An 18,489-nucleotide genomic window follows, 5' to 3' on the forward strand; every position below is an offset into this window, starting at 1 on the left:
TTCTTGGACGTCGTCATGTCAGGCGGCCTTGATCTCATCGCGGATCTGCGCGATCTGATTTCGTATAGCGTGAACGATTTCCAGGAACGCAGGCTCGAACGTCGTTTCGATCGTCCTCGGCCTCGGAAGGTCCACTCGATGGGTCGCGATCACCCGTCCGGGCCGGGCACTCATCACGTAGATCACATCGGCCAGGTAGGCGGCTTCGCGAAGGTCGTGGGTCACCAGGATCGTCGTGAACTTCTTCTCCATCCATATGTCTTGAAGCACGCCCCACAGTTCTTCACGGGTGAATGCGTCCAAGGCGCCGAATGGCTCGTCGAGCATCAGCAGATCCGGCTCATGGATCAGCGCCCGACACAGGTTCGCCCTCTGTTGCATGCCCCCTGACAACTCCCAGGGATGCCGCTCCTCGAATCCGTTCAGGCCTACCATCTTCAGCAGGCTCTTCGCCTTCTCGACGTATTCCTGACGGTGGAGCGGAAGACGGCGGCGATGCGGTTGCACGATCTCAAGCGGAAGCATCACGTTGTCCAGAAGCTTTCGCCACGGCAGCAGCGTCGGATTCTGAAATGCCATGCCGACGCATTTGAGCGGCCCGGTGACTTCCTGACCCGCGACCGTGATCTTACCTGCCGTCGGGGGAGTGAGCCCGGTCACCAGCTTCATCAAAGACGACTTGCCACAACCGGAGGGGCCGACGACCGCAGCGAACTCGCCGCGTTTGATCTCGATATCCGTCCCGTTGAGCGCAAGAACGCCTCTGCTGCCGCCGTACCGGAGGTCAACACCCTCCAGTTTCACAAAATTGCTCATTCTTCGGCTCCATGCACCACACGACACCGGCGGCCTGATCTCCCGCAACTGGGGATAAGGTGTCGTGAACCCGTCCTCTGCGCAGACCCACGACCAACACCTGCATCATTCAAAAAAACAGTGAGCGCCGCCCCGCCAGGACGGGGCCGACGCAGTCATAAAAGCGCGCCGTCAGCCAAGGATTTTCAGTTCTTCGGCGCTGGGCAGGAAGGAGGCGTCGTAGAAGTCCGCAAGTTCTGGGGCTTTCTCCCATCCGAAGCCCTCGGCCATCAGCCCGAGTCCCTTCGAAACACGCGCGGGATCCAGATAACCAATACCGTTCTGCTTGACCGATTCAGTCTGGACATGCGTTTCCAGAATGAACTTCATGCGCTGCAGTTCGACATCCGGCTTGAGCAGAGGTTCGCGGGCGACGGTGGCATTGATTGCCGCTTCCGTATCCTTGTACGTCGCCCCCCATGCCCGAGCCGTGCCAAGAGCGACGGCACGGCACAAGTCGGGCTCTTCGGCGATCATCTTCTGGCTGGCAATCAATGCGTTGCCCGGGAAGTCGAAGCCAAACTGATCGAAGTACAGGATATTGATGTTCTCGCGCTTGACCCCGTTCTCGATGAAATTGAAGACCGAGGTGTAGTCGTAGCCCACGACGCCATCGACCTCCCCCTGCATCAGCATGGTGTCGCGGATGCGGACATCGACGGCCGTGAATTCGATCTCGTCCGGCGCAATGTCGTTGAGCTTGAGCACGACCGGCATGATCTTCGTCGCCGCCGAATTTGCAGCGACGCCGATCTTCTTGCCCTTGAGGTCTGCGAGCGACTTTATCGACTCCCCGCCGATCGTCATGATGCTGGCGGGTGAGTGATCCAGGATCGGCAGGATCAGCTTGGGCGTTGCCTCCGGATTGGCAACGGCAAATTCGATCAATGTCTGAATGTCGGCATAGCCGAACTGGTGCGTTCCGGTTGCAACCCGGCGGATGGATTCTGCCGATCCGGAGGCGCCCTCCAGATTGGCCGAGAAGCCGAGTTCCTGGTATATTCCCGCTGCGTTCCCGAGAAAGAACGGGCTATTTCCGCCATAGATGCGGAAATCGAGTGAGAATGGGACAGTTTTCTCCTGAGCCGAGGCCACGGAGGGAAGCCCGACAGCGGCCAATGCCGACAATTGGGCGGATTTCACAAGAAATGATCTGCGATTCAGCATCGTATGCTCCCAATTTTTTGATCGTTCCCTAGTTTCGTATTTTTCTTATTTTTTTCGATTCGCCTGGAGATATCTACCTTCCGGTTTTTCAGACTGCCGCCGTGACCTGTATCTCCACCCTGCAAGCCGGATTGTTCATGTCTACACGGCCACAAATTCGGGTCGGCGTGTGGTCGGGGACAACCCAGCTGTCCCAAATCGCGTTGAAGGCCGCCAGGTCATCGCGACTGCTCAGCCAGACCTGCGCGGTGAGCGCGCGCGACTTGTCCGTTCCGGCCTCCGCAAGAAGCGCGTCGATCTTGTCGAGCACTTGCCGTGCCTGTCCTGCGATATCCAGCGAAAGATCGTCCGGCACCTGGCCAGCGGTGTAGACGAGCCCATTGTGAACGATCGCGCGGCTGCGTCGCTGGTTCTGGTCGATGTGGGAAATGTCAGCGTTCTTCGTCATGTCGTCGTTTCCTCCTTACACCGCGCCGTAGCCGCCGCCGCCAGCGGTTTGCATCAGCACACGGTCCCCTGCCCTGAGGACGCGGGGTAGGGTCGGATCGACCCGTTCGCCGTTCACAAGCAGTTGGCCGGGCTCGCCTTTTCCACCACCATTCAAACCGTTGGTGGGGGACTTGCACTGCGTCATCAGGAAGGACGTCATCACGTCGGACGCATCTTGAAGAACTTCGAACTCGAAGCTGAGGCCGTTGCCGCCGTTGTTCTTTCCTGCGCCGCCGCTGCCCGTTCTCAATTCACGACGCAGGACACGGATGGGCGCCAGGCTTTCCATCATTTCCACCGGCGTGTTGCCGAGGTTGGCCGGAAAGCTTGTTGCCGAGAAGCCCGCCCGCTTGGCATTGGCGCCCTGTCCCGCATTGAGGAAGTTGACGACGGCAAAGCGTTTGGAGCGGTACTCACCCGACATCGTCAGCGACGAATTCGGCGAACCTGCGGCCCAGATGCGTTCGGGCATGACATCCGCCCAGGCCTGGAAGACCGCGTGCGGCAGCAAGTGGCCGATCGCGCTGCGGCCACCGGAAGCAGCAGGATAGGAGGGATTGAGCAGGGATCCTTGCGGTGCGCTTGTGGAAATCGGAACAAAACTGCCTTCGTTGTTAGGGATGTCGGGGCAAAGGACAGCCTTGATGCCGTAGACCGTATAGGCGAACGTGTAGATTGGCACGACATTTAGTGCGTAGGGAAGCTGCGGGCTCGTCCCGGAATAATCGATCGTGATCTCGTCACCTTTGACGGTCAGCGCGCACTTGATGATGACGGGTTCCTCGAAGCCGTCATGCTGGACCTGCGAGTGGTAGACGCCATCCGGAATCTTGCGAATGGCCTCCCGCATGGCCATTTCCGACCGGCGGCGGACCTCTGCGCCGAGTTCGTCGAGATCGACCACGTCGAGCAGACCCTTCAGGCGCTCGCCCATGGTGCGGCAGCCGGCAACCTGCGCCCAAATGTCACCCATTCCCTGCTCCGGAACGCGGATGTTCTCGGTAATCATCTCGATGAGGACGTCGTTGGGCTTGCCCCCGTCCAGCAGCTTCATCATCGGGATCTGGAGGCCTTCCTCGTAAATCTCACGGCTGCTGTTGCTGCGCAGTTTGCCGCCAATGTCGGGCAGGTGGGAGACGACTGCAGCGAACCCCACGAGCTTGTCCTTGTAGAACAGGGGCGTCACAGTCGTCACATCGTGTACGTGGCCCGAGCCTTTCCATGGGTCGTTCGTGATGAAAACATCGCCCTGGCGAATGGTATCGGCCGGATATTTCTCGAGGAAATGCCGGACGGTGTTCGGCAGGCAGCCGATGAAACCCGGAAGGCTCATCGTCGACTGCGCCAGCGACCGGCCCTTGGTGTCGGTGAGAACGATCGCGAAATCGTTGCCGTCGCGAACCAAAGTCGAGAAACAGGTGCGCACGAAAGCGGCGGATGCTTCATCGACGATGCTGATGAGACGTTTCCAGAGGATCTCCAGTTCGATCGGGTCGAACTTCGATGTTGCTGTCGGCTTCTGTTCAGGCGCTGCCGTCCTGATGCGTTCGATCGTGTTCATGTCAATCGAATTCCTTGATTGTTACAGAGACGGTCAGATCGCTCAGGATGGCCACATCAGCGGCGACGGCGACGACGATGGTCGATTCCCGCTCTTCGAGAATGAGCGGCCCTTGCAGGACCGCGCCCGGCGGGGTCGAGTAGCGGTTGTAGACCGGCACCTCGGCAAACTGCTTGAGCAGCGGAAGGAAGATCTCACGCCGGCCGGACGGGACGGCCTTGATCCGGTCGTCGCCCCATTCGAAGGCGTGTGCCTTGTTTGGTGCGCGTCCCACCAGCCGCCAGGTCATGACCTGGGCAGCCGCATTCGGGACCAATCGACCGTACAACTTCTCGTACTGGGCCTCAAAGGCGCTCAGCAACGTTCGAGCGGGTTCGCCGGCCAGGTCCTCGTAAGGCACCATCACGGATATTTCCGCGCCCTGCCCTTCGTAGCGCATCTCCGCGCCGACGGTCCATTCGATCGTGGTCGCACCCGCGGCCTCCAGCTCGCCCAATGCGTCCTTGCGCAGCGCTTCGAGATTGTCGGCGACGTCGGACCAATCGATGTCCGCAAGCAGTTGCGGACGCGACCAGGCGCGGTCGATACGCGGCGGCGCGGCGAGCATGCCGAGGCAGGATCCGGCACCGGCGGCGATTGGCACGATCACACGGGGAATGCGCAGCTTGCGCGCCACGTCGACGGCGTGGACAGGACCGGCACCGCCGGTCGCGATCATGGCGAAATCCCGTGGATCGTGGCCGTTTTCGGCAATATGGATCCGCGCGGCGCTCGCCATGTTCTCGTTCACCATGTTGCAGATGCCCCAGGTGGCGTCGAGCGGCGACACGCCCAGCTGATCGGCCAGACGCGTCACCGCCGCCTGCGCGGCCGCCTTGTTCAGCGTCATCGAGCCGCCGAGGAAGTTTTCACCGTTCAGATAGCCGAGCAGGAGGTCGGCATCGGTAACAGTGACATCCGTTCCTCCCCGCCCGTAGCAGGCCGGTCCGGGCACGGATCCCGACGATTCCGGCCCCACGTTGAGCAAGCCGAGGCGGTTGCAATGAGCGATCGAGCCGCCGCCCGCACCGATCTCGATAAGTTCGATGCTCGGAATGAGGATGGGCAGACCGGACCCGCGCTTGAAGCGCTCGACGCGAGCGCATTCGAAGCTGTGGGTCACCGGCGCGTCCCCATCGACCGCGACACAAGCCTTTGCGGTGGTGCCGCCCATGTCGAAGGCGAGCACCTTGTCGACGCCGACCTGTTGGGCGGTGTTCAATGCCGACAGCACACCGGCAGCAGGGCCGGACTCCAGGAGGAGAATAGGCGAATCCGCGCCCGTCTTTGCCGAACAGAACCCGCCGCTGGAGACCATGACGCGAAGCGGCGTGCCAGGTTTTACGCTGGCGATGCGCGAATCGAGTTCCTCGAGGTAGTCCTCGACGATCGGCTTCACATAGGCGTTTGCCGCAACGGTGGACGTCCGCTCGAATTCCTTGATCTCGCGCGCCAGATCGGAAGAAAGAGAGATCGACTTGCCCGGCAACGCGGCCCGCAACTTTTCGCCGATACGCTTTTCGTGGTCCGTGTTGGTATACGAGTGCAGCAGCGAGACCGCGATCGAATCCGTGTCGATCTGCGAAAGTTCGCGAATGAGCCCGTCCAGGTCCTCGTCCGTGAGGGCGTCGAGTTCCTCGCCGCGCGCGTCCATACGGGCATCCACCTCGACCCGGCACTCGTCGTCGATCAGCGGCTTGGGCAGCTCGATGTCGAGGTCATAGATATCGTAGCGCCACTCGCGACCGATGTTGAGGACGTCCTTCATCCCCTTCGTGGTCACCAGGGCCGTTTTCACGCCTTTTCGTTCGATGAGAGTATTGGTAATCAGCGTTGTGCCGTGCACGACTTCCCGCAGATTGGCCGCCCCCTCCCCGAGCGTCGTGTCCACCTGACGTAGCAGGTCCTCCAGCACCGTCGAAACCGCTTGCCCCGGATCAGCTGGCGTGGTGGGCGATTTGGCGACCCATATCCGCCCGGCGGGCTCCATCGTGGCCACACCATCAGTAAAAGTGCCGCCGATGTCGACTGCTACCCGCAGCCGGCTTTCTTGATTGGGTGTTTCACTCATTTGTCGCAACCTGTTCTAGGCTTCAATAGGAAATCGTTATCAATCGTTCTTCGGACATTTCCCGAACGGCGTAGGCGGGGCCTTCACGGCCAAAACCACTGTCCTTCACGCCGCCGAATGGCATCACATCCACCCGCGCACTCGAAGCTTCGTTGACGTGTACGCCTCCGAAACGGAGAGACTGGGCCATTCGAAGGGCGCGGTGCAGGTTGGACGTGAACAAGCCGGCCGCAAGCCCGTACGGGCTCGCATTGGCCCGCTCGACCGCCTCCTCGACCGTGTCGAAGGGAATGATGCTCAGGACCGGCGCGAAGATCTCCTCGCAAACCACCTTCATGCGCTCGTTGACATTGGCAAGAACGGTCGGCGCCATGACCGCGCCCTCACGCGTTCCGCCGACGAGCACCTTGGCCCCCGCTGCCACAGCTTCGGATACCCAACTCTCGGCGCGCTCTGCATGAGCGAGACTGATCATTGGCCCGACCAGCACATCCGGATCGGCGGGATCACCGGCCTTGACCGTGCGAACTGCTTCAACCAGTCGCCGGACGAACACATCGTGAATGCGGCGGTCGACCAACAGCCGCTGGACTGACGTGCAGACCTGGCCCGCCTTCCTGAAACCAGCGTTCAGTATCTTCGGAATCGCCAGATCGATATCGGCGTCGTCACAGACAATCGTGCTCGCGATGCTGCCGAGTTCGAGCTGCGTGCCGCGCAGGCCCGCGGCCTGCTGGATTTCCCTGCCCACCTGCGTGCTGCCGGTAAAGGCGTAGTAGGCGATACGCTGGTCCGAAAGCAGCTGACGCCCGATGCGGCCGCCCGGTCCGTGAAGAAGCGAGAGCAGGCGCGGCGGCAGGCCGGCCTCCAGCAGGACCTCGCACAGCGCTACCGCCGACAGAGGGGTGTAGCTGGACGGCTTTATGACAACCGCGTTTCCCGCCGCAATTGCCGGGCCGACCTTATGGGCAAGGGTATTCAAGGGCGAATTGAACGGGGTAATCGCACAGATCACACCGCGCGGCGCGCGGATGGTGAATCCCATTCGATCCCGCGCCCCCGAAGCAGCCAGCATCGGCACGAGCTCACCATTCAAACGCTTGGCCTCCTCGGCTGACAACTCAAGCGTCTGAGTGCAGCGATTGACCTCGTTCTCGCCATCGGCCCGCGTGAAGCCGGCCTCCTTCCGCATCGTGGCGACCAACTGCTCCCGCCGGGAGCGGAGCAGGCGCGCAGCGTCCATGAGAATGCAATAGCGATCGTAGGGACCAAGCGTGGATTCAGCGACCGCCTCGACCGCCCCGGTGATGGCTTCCTCCACCTGTTCGGCCGATGCGACATGCATCTCGCCGTACGCCGTTCCGGAGAAACTGTCGCGCAGGGTGTCGATGCTCTCGCCTTCACACCATCTCCCGGCAATCAGAAGCTTAGACATGACGTGCCCTTCCCGGGTTCAGACAGGATTTGATGACTCTGCGAGGCCGCGCATGAAGTTGATACGGATCCTGGCCGGGTCGCGGTCGGTGGTTCCGGCAGGCTTTTCGCCGTCGATACGAACGCTGATCAGTCTGGGACCATCCTGATTGAGTGCAGCATCGACGAGCGCCTCGAAATGCTCTTCGTCCTGAGCCCACTCGGATTGGGCAAGGCCGGCGCCCCGCGCAATGGCGACCAGATCCACTCCGCGCGATGTCAGCGTCTTCTGGGAACCGGTGATCTGGTACAGGCCGTTGTCCCACAGGATAATGCAGAGGTTGGCAGGATTGACTGAGGCGACCGTTCCGAGAGAACCGAGCTGCATCAGGATCGATCCATCGCCGTCAAGCGCGAAAACCTTGCGTTTCGGCTGCGCAAGCGCAACGCCCAGCGCGATCGAACTTGCCAGCCCCATGCTGCCCAGCATGTAGAAGTTCTGGGGGCGCTGTCCGCTTGCCCAGAGATCGAAATTGCTGTTGCCGATGCCGCCGATGACGGCTTCCTCGTTGTTCAGCTTCGCCACCAGGCGCCGCGTCAGCGCGCTCCGGTTCATGACCTTGGCCGTATGGCGGGATGTGGTGCTTTCGATAACAGACATCTTTGCCCGTCTCCTCAATGCGGCCGCTTGGTTAACAGGGGCGACAGGATGATCGCGGCGGGGGTCTTGGTGGCGAACGCCTGGCGGATCATGTTGCCCGCGATGAACTCGACCTGCGACTTGTCCTGGATGGCGAAGTTTTCGATGCCGAGGCTCTGAAGGACTGGGCGCATCGTCCGGCAGACCATGGATTGGCCGAGCTGGAACTCTCCAAGCGTGCCCCGCTCCGAAATCACCATCACCACCGGCAGCTGGAACGGACAGGCCAACGACGCCAGTGTGTTGGCAATGGTGGCAAACCCGCTCGTCTGCATCAGGGTGATGCCGCGGCGTCCGGCCATGTAGGCGCCCGCTACAATGGCGACGGCCTCTTCCTCACGGGTCGGAACAACCACCGTAAAGTACGGGTCTGCCTCGATTGCATCGATAAGCGGGCGCAGAACGTTGTCCGGAATGTAGGTAACGAGATCTACATTATTGTCCTTGAGGACACGAACAAACGTGCTTGCCCATTCCTCTGAAAAACTGTCCGATGCCACTGAATTCACCTCGGATTTATTGTTATTCGGCCTCAACAAGCCGGCTGACAGCAATTTCATTTTGGCCGCTGCCAGCCTCGATATGAAAACGCTAATTGCGGGCAGCTAGAAGCGCAAATGATTATTTTGCGCTTATTATTCGTTTTTTCAGATAAATCATGTCCGACATAGGAGGACCGCCGGCAAGGGTCCTGATTGCGTTTGCGGCTTTGAGAGAACCCACATCTGGGCGCCACAACGAAACTGTCCGCTTCCCGGCATTAATAATCAAAACTGATTAATACCGATTTTCTAATCATTTGTGGCGACGCCGCCGCACACCTATTCTCCCCCTCGATCAGCAACGGAGTGTTTCAATCATGGCGAACAATACAACCATGAGAGCAATGGCCATTCGCGCTCATGGCGGCGTCGACCAGCTCAATCTGGAAGAGTGGCCTGTCCCCCAGGCGAGCGACGGCCAAGCCCTCGTGGAAATCAAGGCGTGCGGCCTCAACTACATGGATGTCTTTGTGATCCGCGGCATGCCTGACATGCCGACGACCATGCCGCGCATTCCGGGCGGCGATATTGCTGGCATCGTCCGCGCTGTCGGCGCCGGCGTTTCTGACAAGTGGCTCGGCAAGCGCGTCGTCCTTTTCCCCCGTTTCCCCACGGGAGGGGTGCTCGGCGAAAACGGCAATGGCGGCCTGTGCGAATACATCGCCGTCGACGGACGCCAGTTGATCGAGATCCCGGACAATGTGAGCTTCGAGGACGCGGCAGCGCTTCCGATCGCCTATGGCACATCCCACCGCATGCTGTTCACAAGGGGCCACATAAAGGCCGGTGAAAAGGTCCTGATCCTTGGCGCAAGCGGCGGCGTCGGCGTTTCGTGCCTGCAGTTCGCAAAAATGGTCGGCTGCGAGGTCTACGCCTGTACGTCGAGCGAGGAGAAGGGCGAGAAGCTCAAGGCGCTGGGTGCAGACCACATCATCAACTATGTCGAGACGCCGGAGTTTTCGCGGGCGGTTTGGACCGCCACCGGGAAAACCGGCGTCGACGTCGCCATCAACTTCACGGGCGGCGACACCTGGATCCAGACCCAGCGAAGCATGGCGACCGGCGGGCGGATCCTCACCTGCGGCTCCACGGCCGGCCACCTCTGCGACATCGATGTGCGCTTCCTCTGGCACCGCGAAACCGAGATCATCGGAAGCCGGGCCTATGTTCCCGAGGACATTGTCGCCTGCCTTGACTATGTCGCCTCCGGCAAACTGAAGCCGGTCGTGGAGGTCCGCCTGCCGCTCGAGCGTGCGGCCGAAGGGGTACGCCTGCTGGACGACCGCCAAATCTTCGGAAAGGTGATCGTCACGCCATGACCGAAACCATCCCCAATCTTGGCTGTATCGGTCGCAACTTTCAAACAAGTGGCCAACTTGCCGTCATCGACCTTTGGGATCCGCAAAACCCGCGTGTCGTCGACTATCCGGCCTACAATGCATCCTGCGATTCCGTGGCGCGCGGCCTGCTCGAAAGGGGGCTGCGCCCCGGCGACCGGATCGGCGTCTACTGTTCCAACCGGCTCGAATTCCTCGAAGTCTTCTATGGCGCGATGCGGGCCGGCATCGTGCCGGTGATGATGGGAATTCTCCAACCCAGGGACACGATTGGCTGGATCGTGGAACAAACCGACCTTCGACTGGTGTTCTGTGAGCGCACATTGGCGGTGAACCTGCCCAGCAATACACCTGCGGTTATTGTCGATAGCGACGATACCGACGGCCTCACCGCATTCAAACGCCCGGGGCCTTTCGAACCCTTCGTGCCGGAATACGACTCGACGGCGTTCATCGCCTACACCTCCGGCTCGACCGGTCGCCCGAAGGGCGCCCTGCTCTCGCATCGCGCCCACAGCTGGGTCGCCAAGACCATCTCGCAAGACCGGGACTTTTCGCCGGCCGATACGATGATCGTCGCCGCACCGCTCTATCACAAGCATGCGATGAACTCGATCAAGTGTGTCCTGTACGGTGGTTCGACGGTCGTGCTCCTGCGCAAATTCGAAGCGAAGACCTACGTCTCAGCCGTCAACCGCTACAGGCCGACCATCGTCTCCGGTGTGCCGACCATTTTCGCGATGATTCTCCAGCAACGCGAGCTGTTGGAAGGGAACGACTATTCCTTCGTCCGCCTCGCGACAATGGGCGGGGCCCCGGCTTCGGATCAGTTGATCGATTCCGTCGCCGAACTTTTTCCGAATGCCAAGATCAACCTGATCTTCGGCATCACGGAAACCAGCGCGGCCCTGTTCGGCAATCACCGGGGAGGATTGGCGCGCCCCCGTCACTCGATCGGCTACCCCGTCGCCGGAAACGAATTCCGTCTCGTCGGCGGCGACAGTGACACATTCGGAACGCTGCTCGTTCGCAGTCCGGGCCTGATGAGCGGCTATCTCAACAATCCCGAGGAGACCGCAAAGCGCATCGATGCGGACGGATGGTACAATACCGGCGACATCCTCAGACGGGACGAACAGGGCTGGTACTACTTCGTCGGCCGGTCGGACGACATGTTCACGTCCAGCGGACACAACATCTATCCTGCGGAAGTCGAGCTCGTGCTGGAGCGGCACGCCGACATCGAACAGGCCGTCGTCGTTCCCGCGCCGCACGAACTGAAACACACGGTTCCCTACGCATTTGTCGTGAAGCGGATCGGATCCCTGGTCAGCCAGCGGGACATCCAGGACCACGTCCTGCGCAATGCACCACCCTATCAATATCCGCGAAAAGTGGTCTTCCTCGAAAAGCTCCCCATGACCAATGTCGGCAAGATCGACCGGCGCGCCCTGGAAGCGGAAGCGCGGCGGCTCACGGAAGAAGAAAAGCTTGGAGAAAACGCATGACCCTGCAAACCCTCAACAAGACCGTCGACGATGTCCAGGCGATCATCGACCGGAGTGCCTTTCTATCGTGGCTCGGCTTGAAGGTCCTGTCGCTCGGCGAGGATTCGATCGAGGTCGAGGCTTCCTGGCGGCCTGAATGGGTCGCAAACCCGGTTGTCGGGCAGACGCAAGGTGGCATTCATGCGGCTTTGATCGATTTCGCGGCGAATCTGGCGATGATAAACAAGATCGGCGGCCCGGTCCTGACGATCGATCTGAGGGTCGACTATCACCGCGTCGCCAAAAAGGACAACCTGATCGCGCGTGGCAAGGTCATCAAATTCGGCCGCACGATCGGGACCAGCGAGGCCCAGATTTTCGATGGTGAAGGGCGGCTGATCGCGAGTGGTCGGGGCAGCTTCCAGACAACGCAAACCTCCGAAGCCGGCGCCAAATCCAAAGAGGCCTGACGAGGCCCGGGCGGGCGCGCGCCAGCCCCGGCCGTTTCACTTTCCACATCTGAGAGGACCCTTCCATGGCCATCGACATGTCCGGCGAAGAACGTATATCCGCGCCGATTGACCGAGTCTGGCAGGCCTTGAACGACCCCGCCGTGCTGGAACGCTGCATTCCCGGCTGCGAACGGCTGGTCGTCGAAAGGGAAAATGTGTTCAGCGCCATCGTCACGATCAAGATCGGCCCCATCAAGGCCCGCTTCGACGGCGAGGTTGAACTCTCCAATATCGATGCACCGCGGTCCTGCACCATCTCGGGCGAGGGCAAGGGCGGCTTGGCCGGCTTTGCCAAGGGCGGGGCGGACGTGACCCTGCATGAAGAAGGTCCGGGAACGACGTTGCTGATCTATGCCGCCAAGGTCGACATCGGCGGCAAGCTGGCCCAACTCGGCAGCCGCCTGATTCAATCGACATCCAAGAAGCTTGCCGGCGAGTTCTTCGGGAAATTCAACGAAACGGTAAGCTCCAGCTGAGCATCGGCCGGATGATCTGGACATTGGCGTCTTCCGCCCTTTCCAGAGATTTGCCTCAGTTGAAGGCGGTGTCGAGTATTCGCACCCCGTGGACCGGCCTTGTCTCTCGGATCGTCTTCAGGAGGATCTCCAGAACCCTGCGCGTCGTCGGCGACGACGAGCGCATGTGGCGGGTTATGATGCACACCTCTCGCTCGACCTTGGGCTCGTGCAACTCGCGGAATTCGAATTCCGCCATCTGCCCGGTATGGGCGGCGAGCGACGGAAGAACGGTGATGCGGTCACCAAGCTTCAGGAGGGCATAGAGCGACGTCGTGCTCGAGGCATAGTCGACCTCGGTTCCACGATGCTTTGGCTCAAGATCCGGGAAATGCCGGATAAGCGCACCGATGCCCGTGTCCTTCGTCAGCGCCACGTAGTTATGGTCGCGCAGGTCTGCCCAGGTCAGATCGCCCTTGTGGCTCGCCAATGGATGGCCCTTCGGAAACACCGCGCCGAATGGGTCGGCCAGAACCGGCCGATAGTCGAGATCCGCGAAATGATTCAGCGGCGACGAAAGCCCGAAGTCTGTGGTGCCCTCGAGAACGGCGCGCTCGGTCTTTTCGGACCCCTCGTCCCGAACCGAGATCTTGACGTCGGGATAGGACTTGCGGAACGCCTCCAGTGCCGGCGCCAGAATGTGCGGCATCATCGACGGCACGACAGATATTCTTATGTTGCCATGCTCGCTGCGCGCGGTGGCTTGAAGATCGGAAACCGCGTTGTCGAAGTCACGGATGATGCGTTCGGCCACCTCCTGGAACCAGACTGCATCTTTCGTCAATTCCACACGTCTCGTTGTACGGTCGAAGAGCTGAACACCGGCAAGATCCTCCAGTTGCTTGATCGTCGCCGTCAGCGAGGACTGCGTCTTGAACAACTGTTGTGCGGCCACGGTGAAGGATCCCGTTCGCGCAACGGCCGAAAAGCACCGCAAGTGCCGGAGTGAAATCTGCGTTCCCATATTCTACTCTCCATTGGCGCGGATGATGCATTGCCGGTGCGAAGATCCTAACGCCGATCGGAACATATCATCAAAAACGATTAATACGAGCCTTTTTATGATTTGCATCGCCAACCCTGAACGCTAGTCTGCACGCTCACAAAGCATCGCAAGGTGGTCGGGTTTAGAGAGTGCGGGGTAGTATGGCGGACGCTGGCGAGCCTGAAAGCAAGGGAACATGGGTCGGAAGATCCATGCTCCGCAAGGAAGACCGGCGGCATCTTGCCGGTGCGAGCACCTTCGTGGCCGACCTTCGCCTGCCCCGCATGCGCGATATTGCCTTTGTCCGCAGCCCCGCCGCGCACGGCTGCATCGTTTCGATCGAAAAGCCGACGGGACGCGAGAATTCCGTATTCACCCTCGAGGACCTGCAACCGCTCAACCCGATTTCTGGCGGCCCGGAAATCGCGACGTTTCGGAACGCCACCTATCCTCCTCTCGCGGATGAAAAAGTGCTGTTCGTCGGCCAGACGATTGCCATGTGCATCGGAACGAACCGTGCCAGCGCCGAGGACCTTGCCGCGGACGTCATTGTCGAGATCGACGAGTTGGCGGCCGTCGTCGACGCGATCGACGCCCTGACTGATGAAGCCCCGCTGCTGCATGAAGACTGGCCCGACAATTCCTTCATCGACGCGACAATCACAGAGGGCGACATCGCCGCCGTCCGTGATGCGCCCGTAAAGATCCGCCGCCAGCTGAAGATGAACCGCCAGGCGACGAACCCGCTGGAAACTCGGGGCGTCGTCGCTTATCAAGACCATCGGCTCGATGAGCTCGTCGTCTATTCCTCGACGCAAGGCCCGCATGTGATGCGGCACGGGCTTGCATTGGCGCTTGGCCTACCGGAACACAAGATCAGGGTGGTGGCACCCGATGTCGGCGGCGGCTTCGGCGGCAAGAACCGCCTGATGCCGGAAGAGATCGCGGTCGCCGCACTGGCAATGAAGGTGGATCATCCCGTTCGCTGGATCGAGGATCGCAACGAGCACCTAGTCGCGTCCATCCAGGCGCGCGAGCATCATTATGACCTGACGCTCTATTCCACGGCGGAGGGCCGGGTGCTCGGCATCGAGGGCAGCGTACACGTGGACGCCGGCGCTTTCGCGCTATGGCCATCCGGCCCGTTCATGGAAACCGGCATGGCGGCCCGCAACCTGCCGGGCTCCTACACTATCGAGCATCTTCACATCAGGACTCATACCGTCGCAACCAACAAGGCGCCCATCGGGCCCTATCGCGGGGTCGCACGGCCGGGCGCCTGTTTTGCGATCGAGCGCATGATCGATGAACTCGCAGACGAGCTTGGATGCTGTCCCGTCGAAATCCGCCGGAGGAACCTCGTCCAGCCGACGATGATGCCTTATCGGACGGCAGGCGGGCTGAGGCTCGATAACGGCGACTATCCGAAAGCGCTCGCACATGCGCTTGAAATGATCGACCTTCCCAAGCTTCGCGAACGGCAGCGCAAGGGCGAGCCCGATGGACGCAAGCTGGGCGTCGGCTTTGCCGTCTATACGGAGCAGAGCGGCCACGGAACGCTGGAATGGGTCAAGCGAAAGTCGCGCGTGGTGCCCGGCTTCGAATCCGCAACGATACGGATGCTGCCCGACGGAACGATAAATCTGCTAGTCGGGATCCAGAGTCACGGACAGGGGCTCGAAACCTCGCTATCCCAGATCGCCGCACAGGAACTCGGCGTTGACCCATCCTCCATCCTGGTCCGCCATGGCGACACCGGCCTGTCACCGCAAGGCTTCGGCACCTTCGCCTCGCGCAGCATCGTGTTTTCCGGCGGGGCGGTGGCGAAGGCGAGCCGCGCACTCGCAACCAAGATCAAGGCAATCGGCGCCCAGCTTCTTCAAGTGCCCGCTGCGGACGTGACGCTGCGCGACGGGGCCGTCCAAAGCAGTTCGGGCCAGATCCCGATCGCCGACATCGCGCGTGCAGCCAATATCCGGCCGGAGCTTCTGCCCGCCGGCACAGCGCCCGGCCTCGAGGCCACGGAAACCTATGAACCGCCGGAATCCGGCGGCGTCTTCTCCTACGGCGTGCACGCGGTGACCCTGTTGTCCCACCCGGTCACCGGCGTAACCGAGATCATCGACTACGTGATCGTGGAAGACTGTGGGACCCTCATCAATCCGATGATCGTGGACGGGCAGATCATCGGCGGCGTGGCGCAAGGCATCGGGACGGCCCTGTATGAGGAACTGCCTTACGACGAGAACGGGCAGCCGACCGCCACCACCTACGGGGATTACATGATCCCCTGCGCACCGGAGATACCAAACTTTCGCATCAAGCACATGGTTACGCCGGCCGAAAGCACGGAGTTCGGCGTCAAGGGCATGGGCGAAGGCGGCGCAATCGCGCCGCCGGCAGCCATCGCCAACGCGTTGAACGACGCCCATCGGGACTGCAAGGCCAAGTTCCTCGTGACCCCCATGACGCCGCGACGTGTCTCGGACACCGTCGCCGATGCTCTTGCACGCGAGAATGCCGAATGAAACCTGCCCTGTTCGATTATGTCAGGCCCGAAAGCCTGGAAGAGACACTCAAGGCGCTTTCCGCAAGCGACGAGGCGACCGTCATAGCCGGCGGGCAATCCCTGTTGCCAATGCTGAACCTCAGAATTGCATCGGCCGAAACGCTCGTCGACATCAGCCGTCTTCGCGAACTGAAAACGCTGAGCGAAACCGAAACCACCCTTTCGATCGGAGCCCTCGTCACTCACGCGGCGATCGAGGATGGGCTCGGACGCGACGCGTTCAACGGCCTGCTGCAGAAGATCGCATCGAAGATTGCCTACAGGGCGGTGCGAAACATGGGGACGATCGGCGGAAGCCTCTCCCTCTGCGACCCATCCGCAGACTGGCCCGTATGCCTGCTGGCCCTCGGTGCCAGTGTCGCTATTGCCTCGCTTGAGGGCGAGCGATGTCTCCCGATGGAGGACTTCCTCGTCGACGCCTATACGACCGCACTGGAACAGGGCGAACTGCTCGTCCGGATTGATATCCCGAAACAAGGCGACTGCGCCTGGGGTGTCAGCAAGGTGAACCGCAAAAGCGGAGCCTTCGCGGATTCTCTGGCGATTGCAATTCTCGGAACCGACAGGCAGCCGGCGCGCGTCGCGCTGGGCGGTACTGCGAGCTGCGCCCAACTGCTCGCCGCGACATCCGCATTGCTAGGTCAGCACCCAGACATCGGCGCAGACGCGCTGTCGAGCGCTATAGCCACCGACGTCGCCGCCGCCCATGAAGAGGCCACGCCCTATCAGATGCGCTGCCACATCCACACCGTCACATGCGCCATTGCGGAGGCCAGATCATGGTCGAGGTGAAACTGACCGTCAACGACCAGGAGGAAGCCGTCTTCGTCGATGCACGGGACAGCCTCTCCGATCTGCTGCGCGAGAAGCTGCAACTGACCGGCATGCATGTCGGCTGCGATCACGGCGCTTGCGGCGCCTGCACCGTCCACCTCGATGGGACGCCCGTTCGGTCCTGCATCGTGCTGGCAGCAAGGTGCGACGGCAGCAAGGTCCGCACGATCGAAGGTACCCGCAACGACGCGATGATGGACATCGTGCGCCGACATTTCCATGAAAAGCACGCACTGCAATGCGGCTTCTGCACGCCTGGAATGCTGATGATGTCGATCGATATCATCAGCCGCTATGGCGTTCCCAGCGAGAACCAGGTGCGCTCCGAGCTGAGCGGCCAGATCTGCCGGTGCACCGGCTATATGGGCATCGTCGCGGCGATTCAGGCCGCTGCACGGGAAATCAATGGAAACGGCGACAACTGAATCTATGCCGCTTTTCCTAGAAACGCGGAACCGCTCCTTGCAATATAGTGTTTTGACAGACTTTCTGAACGCCGGGCAGGAACCGGTCACGCTTCAGGGACGCTGCCAGCGCTTCGAAACCCAAGAATGACACGACTCGACCCGTTGTGCCCATTCCGGTCAGCGAGGCGATCGTCTGGTCCCTGCTCGGCAGACTAACAGCTAGGGTTCGTTCTCGTCCGTCCCAGCGTCCACGGATTCAGTGCCGTGGCGCCGTCTGTTGCTCCCAAAATCGACAAGTGATTGTGAATCTTGCGGCTCCAGGCTCACCTCGCTCATGATGTCCTCTGCCGATAACTCGGCCGCACGTATTTCGGCAATCTCGCGGCTGGGAAGATCGACAGCAATGAAATACCCGCCACGACCAGGAACGCCCCCGTTGATGGCCATCTGACTTGTTCAACTTACTGGTCGGCCATCGCAGAGATTCTATAGGCTCGTCTAGTACGGCCGAAACGGAATACCCATGAGCGTCCGCATTCAGGACCCCGAACCGCTGCGGTGAATGTCCGAGAAACGGACGCAATGCGGCCGAGGCGTCTCCATCGTAACGGGCGCTTCGCACTGGTCTTCTTCCGGTGCGGAGTCTCTTCGAGAGTGGGCGCAATGTACCAATCCATCGCTCCCCATTGACGAGCGCATTTTTCACCACAATAGGGTCAAGCAAAAAAATGTGTTAAGCGCCAACCAAGTATCAACAGGAGTGTAATAGTGAGCGACCCGACCGTAGCAGATGCAACAAACCGCATTTATGAATCGCTCCAGGCAGACAATGCCGACATCGACGTGCATATCGCGACCCTCAAGGCAGCGTTGGCGCGCGCGGGTTTGAAAGAGGCTGTATTCGACCCGGCTAGGCTCGTGCAGAACAATCGTTCTGGCAGGAAGCTAATGCAAGCGTACTTTCGGCAGCGCGGAGTGACGGTGAAATTCTCGGCTTCGTGAAGCC

18 protein-coding genes are annotated in these 18,489 nt (G+C 60.9%); 8 read left to right on the forward strand and 10 right to left on the reverse strand.

Translation table 11 applies throughout. From position 1 onward, the window contains the following. Window positions 1-18: 18 nt before the first annotated feature. From J2Y48_RS16640 to J2Y48_RS16675, 8 genes are all read right to left on the reverse strand, one after another. Window positions 19-816, reverse strand: coding sequence for an ABC transporter ATP-binding protein (locus J2Y48_RS16640; RefSeq protein ID WP_310420197.1), 798 nt, complete (start codon window positions 814-816; stop codon window positions 19-21). Window positions 817-987: 171 nt separating this feature from the next. Further along, window positions 988-2,022 carry an ABC transporter substrate-binding protein gene (locus J2Y48_RS16645; RefSeq protein WP_310420200.1) on the reverse strand — a complete coding sequence of 345 codons (1,035 nt, stop codon included), beginning with the start codon at window positions 2,020-2,022 and terminating at the stop codon, window positions 988-990. Between the two features lie 88 nt (window positions 2,023-2,110). Continuing rightward, window positions 2,111-2,470, reverse strand: coding sequence for a RidA family protein (locus J2Y48_RS16650; RefSeq protein WP_310420202.1), 360 nt, complete (start codon window positions 2,468-2,470; stop codon window positions 2,111-2,113). Between the two features lie 15 nt (window positions 2,471-2,485). Continuing rightward, window positions 2,486-4,072, reverse strand: coding sequence for a hydantoinase B/oxoprolinase family protein (locus J2Y48_RS16655; protein ID WP_310420204.1), 1,587 nt, complete (start codon window positions 4,070-4,072; stop codon window positions 2,486-2,488). A gap of 1 nt (window position 4,073) precedes the next feature. Then, a complete protein-coding gene (locus J2Y48_RS16660) occupies window positions 4,074-6,182 on the reverse strand; it encodes a hydantoinase/oxoprolinase family protein (RefSeq protein ID WP_310420206.1) in 2,109 nt (702 codons plus the stop codon). Between the two features lie 22 nt (window positions 6,183-6,204). Further along, a complete protein-coding gene (locus J2Y48_RS16665) occupies window positions 6,205-7,617 on the reverse strand; it encodes an aldehyde dehydrogenase family protein (protein WP_310420208.1) in 1,413 nt (470 codons plus the stop codon). Between the two features lie 18 nt (window positions 7,618-7,635). Further along, window positions 7,636-8,256 (reverse strand): thiamine pyrophosphate-dependent enzyme, encoded by a 621-nt coding sequence (locus J2Y48_RS16670; RefSeq protein WP_310420210.1) that lies wholly within the window; start codon window positions 8,254-8,256, stop codon window positions 7,636-7,638. Between the two features lie 14 nt (window positions 8,257-8,270). Further along, window positions 8,271-8,855: a thiamine pyrophosphate-binding protein gene (locus tag J2Y48_RS16675; protein ID WP_310420212.1), complete on the reverse strand. Its 585-nt coding sequence runs from the start codon at window positions 8,853-8,855 to the stop codon at window positions 8,271-8,273. A 299-nt stretch (window positions 8,856-9,154) separates the two neighbouring features. Here J2Y48_RS16675 and J2Y48_RS16680 point away from each other — a divergent pair, with 299 nt between their 5' ends. The 4 genes from J2Y48_RS16680 to J2Y48_RS16695 all read left to right on the forward strand — a co-directional run bounded on the left by J2Y48_RS16680 (window position 9,155) and on the right by J2Y48_RS16695 (window position 12,649). Next, a complete protein-coding gene (locus tag J2Y48_RS16680; protein ID WP_310420214.1) occupies window positions 9,155-10,156 on the forward strand; it encodes a zinc-binding dehydrogenase in 1,002 nt (333 codons plus the stop codon). Next, a complete protein-coding gene (locus tag J2Y48_RS16685; RefSeq protein ID WP_310420216.1) occupies window positions 10,153-11,682 on the forward strand; it encodes a class I adenylate-forming enzyme family protein in 1,530 nt (509 codons plus the stop codon). Before J2Y48_RS16680 ends, J2Y48_RS16685 begins: the two co-directional genes overlap by 4 nt. Then, entirely contained in the window at window positions 11,679-12,131 is a 453-nt protein-coding gene (locus J2Y48_RS16690; RefSeq protein ID WP_310420218.1) for a PaaI family thioesterase, read from the forward strand. The genes J2Y48_RS16685 and J2Y48_RS16690 overlap by 4 nt, the downstream gene beginning before the upstream one ends. A 65-nt stretch (window positions 12,132-12,196) precedes the next feature. After that, complete coding sequence (locus tag J2Y48_RS16695; protein WP_310420220.1) at window positions 12,197-12,649, forward strand: carbon monoxide dehydrogenase subunit G; 453 nt, start codon at window positions 12,197-12,199, stop codon at window positions 12,647-12,649. Window positions 12,650-12,704: 55 nt separating this feature from the next. On the opposite strand, the gene J2Y48_RS16700 is transcribed toward J2Y48_RS16695, so the two are convergent. Next, a complete protein-coding gene (locus J2Y48_RS16700) occupies window positions 12,705-13,652 on the reverse strand; it encodes a LysR family transcriptional regulator (RefSeq protein ID WP_310420222.1) in 948 nt (315 codons plus the stop codon). A gap of 233 nt (window positions 13,653-13,885) precedes the next feature. Between J2Y48_RS16700 and J2Y48_RS16705 the strand changes: the two genes are divergently transcribed. The 3 genes from J2Y48_RS16705 to J2Y48_RS16715 are packed head-to-tail and all read left to right on the forward strand — an operon-like array spanning window position 13,886 to window position 17,501. After that, window positions 13,886-16,201: a xanthine dehydrogenase family protein molybdopterin-binding subunit gene (locus tag J2Y48_RS16705; RefSeq protein WP_310420224.1), complete on the forward strand. Its 2,316-nt coding sequence runs from the start codon at window positions 13,886-13,888 to the stop codon at window positions 16,199-16,201. Then, a complete protein-coding gene (locus tag J2Y48_RS16710; protein ID WP_310420226.1) occupies window positions 16,198-17,034 on the forward strand; it encodes an FAD binding domain-containing protein in 837 nt (278 codons plus the stop codon). Before J2Y48_RS16705 ends, J2Y48_RS16710 begins: the two co-directional genes overlap by 4 nt. Beyond that, window positions 17,022-17,501, forward strand: coding sequence for a 2Fe-2S iron-sulfur cluster-binding protein (locus J2Y48_RS16715; RefSeq protein WP_310420228.1), 480 nt, complete (start codon window positions 17,022-17,024; stop codon window positions 17,499-17,501). Before J2Y48_RS16710 ends, J2Y48_RS16715 begins: the two co-directional genes overlap by 13 nt. Before the next feature lie 201 nt (window positions 17,502-17,702). Here the strand turns inward: J2Y48_RS16715 and J2Y48_RS16720 are convergent, their stop codons facing one another. Next, window positions 17,703-17,930, reverse strand: coding sequence for a hypothetical protein (locus J2Y48_RS16720; protein ID WP_310420230.1), 228 nt, complete (start codon window positions 17,928-17,930; stop codon window positions 17,703-17,705). Window positions 17,931-18,248: 318 nt separating this feature from the next. Here J2Y48_RS16720 and J2Y48_RS16725 point away from each other — a divergent pair, with 318 nt between their 5' ends. Next, on the forward strand, window positions 18,249-18,485 hold the full coding sequence (locus J2Y48_RS16725) for a hypothetical protein (protein WP_310420355.1): 237 nt from the start codon (window positions 18,249-18,251) through the stop codon (window positions 18,483-18,485). Window positions 18,486-18,489 lie beyond the last annotated feature (4 nt).

It is taken from the genome of Mycoplana sp. BE70 (assembly GCF_031455855.1).
GTDB lineage: Bacteria > Pseudomonadota > Alphaproteobacteria > Rhizobiales > Rhizobiaceae > Mycoplana.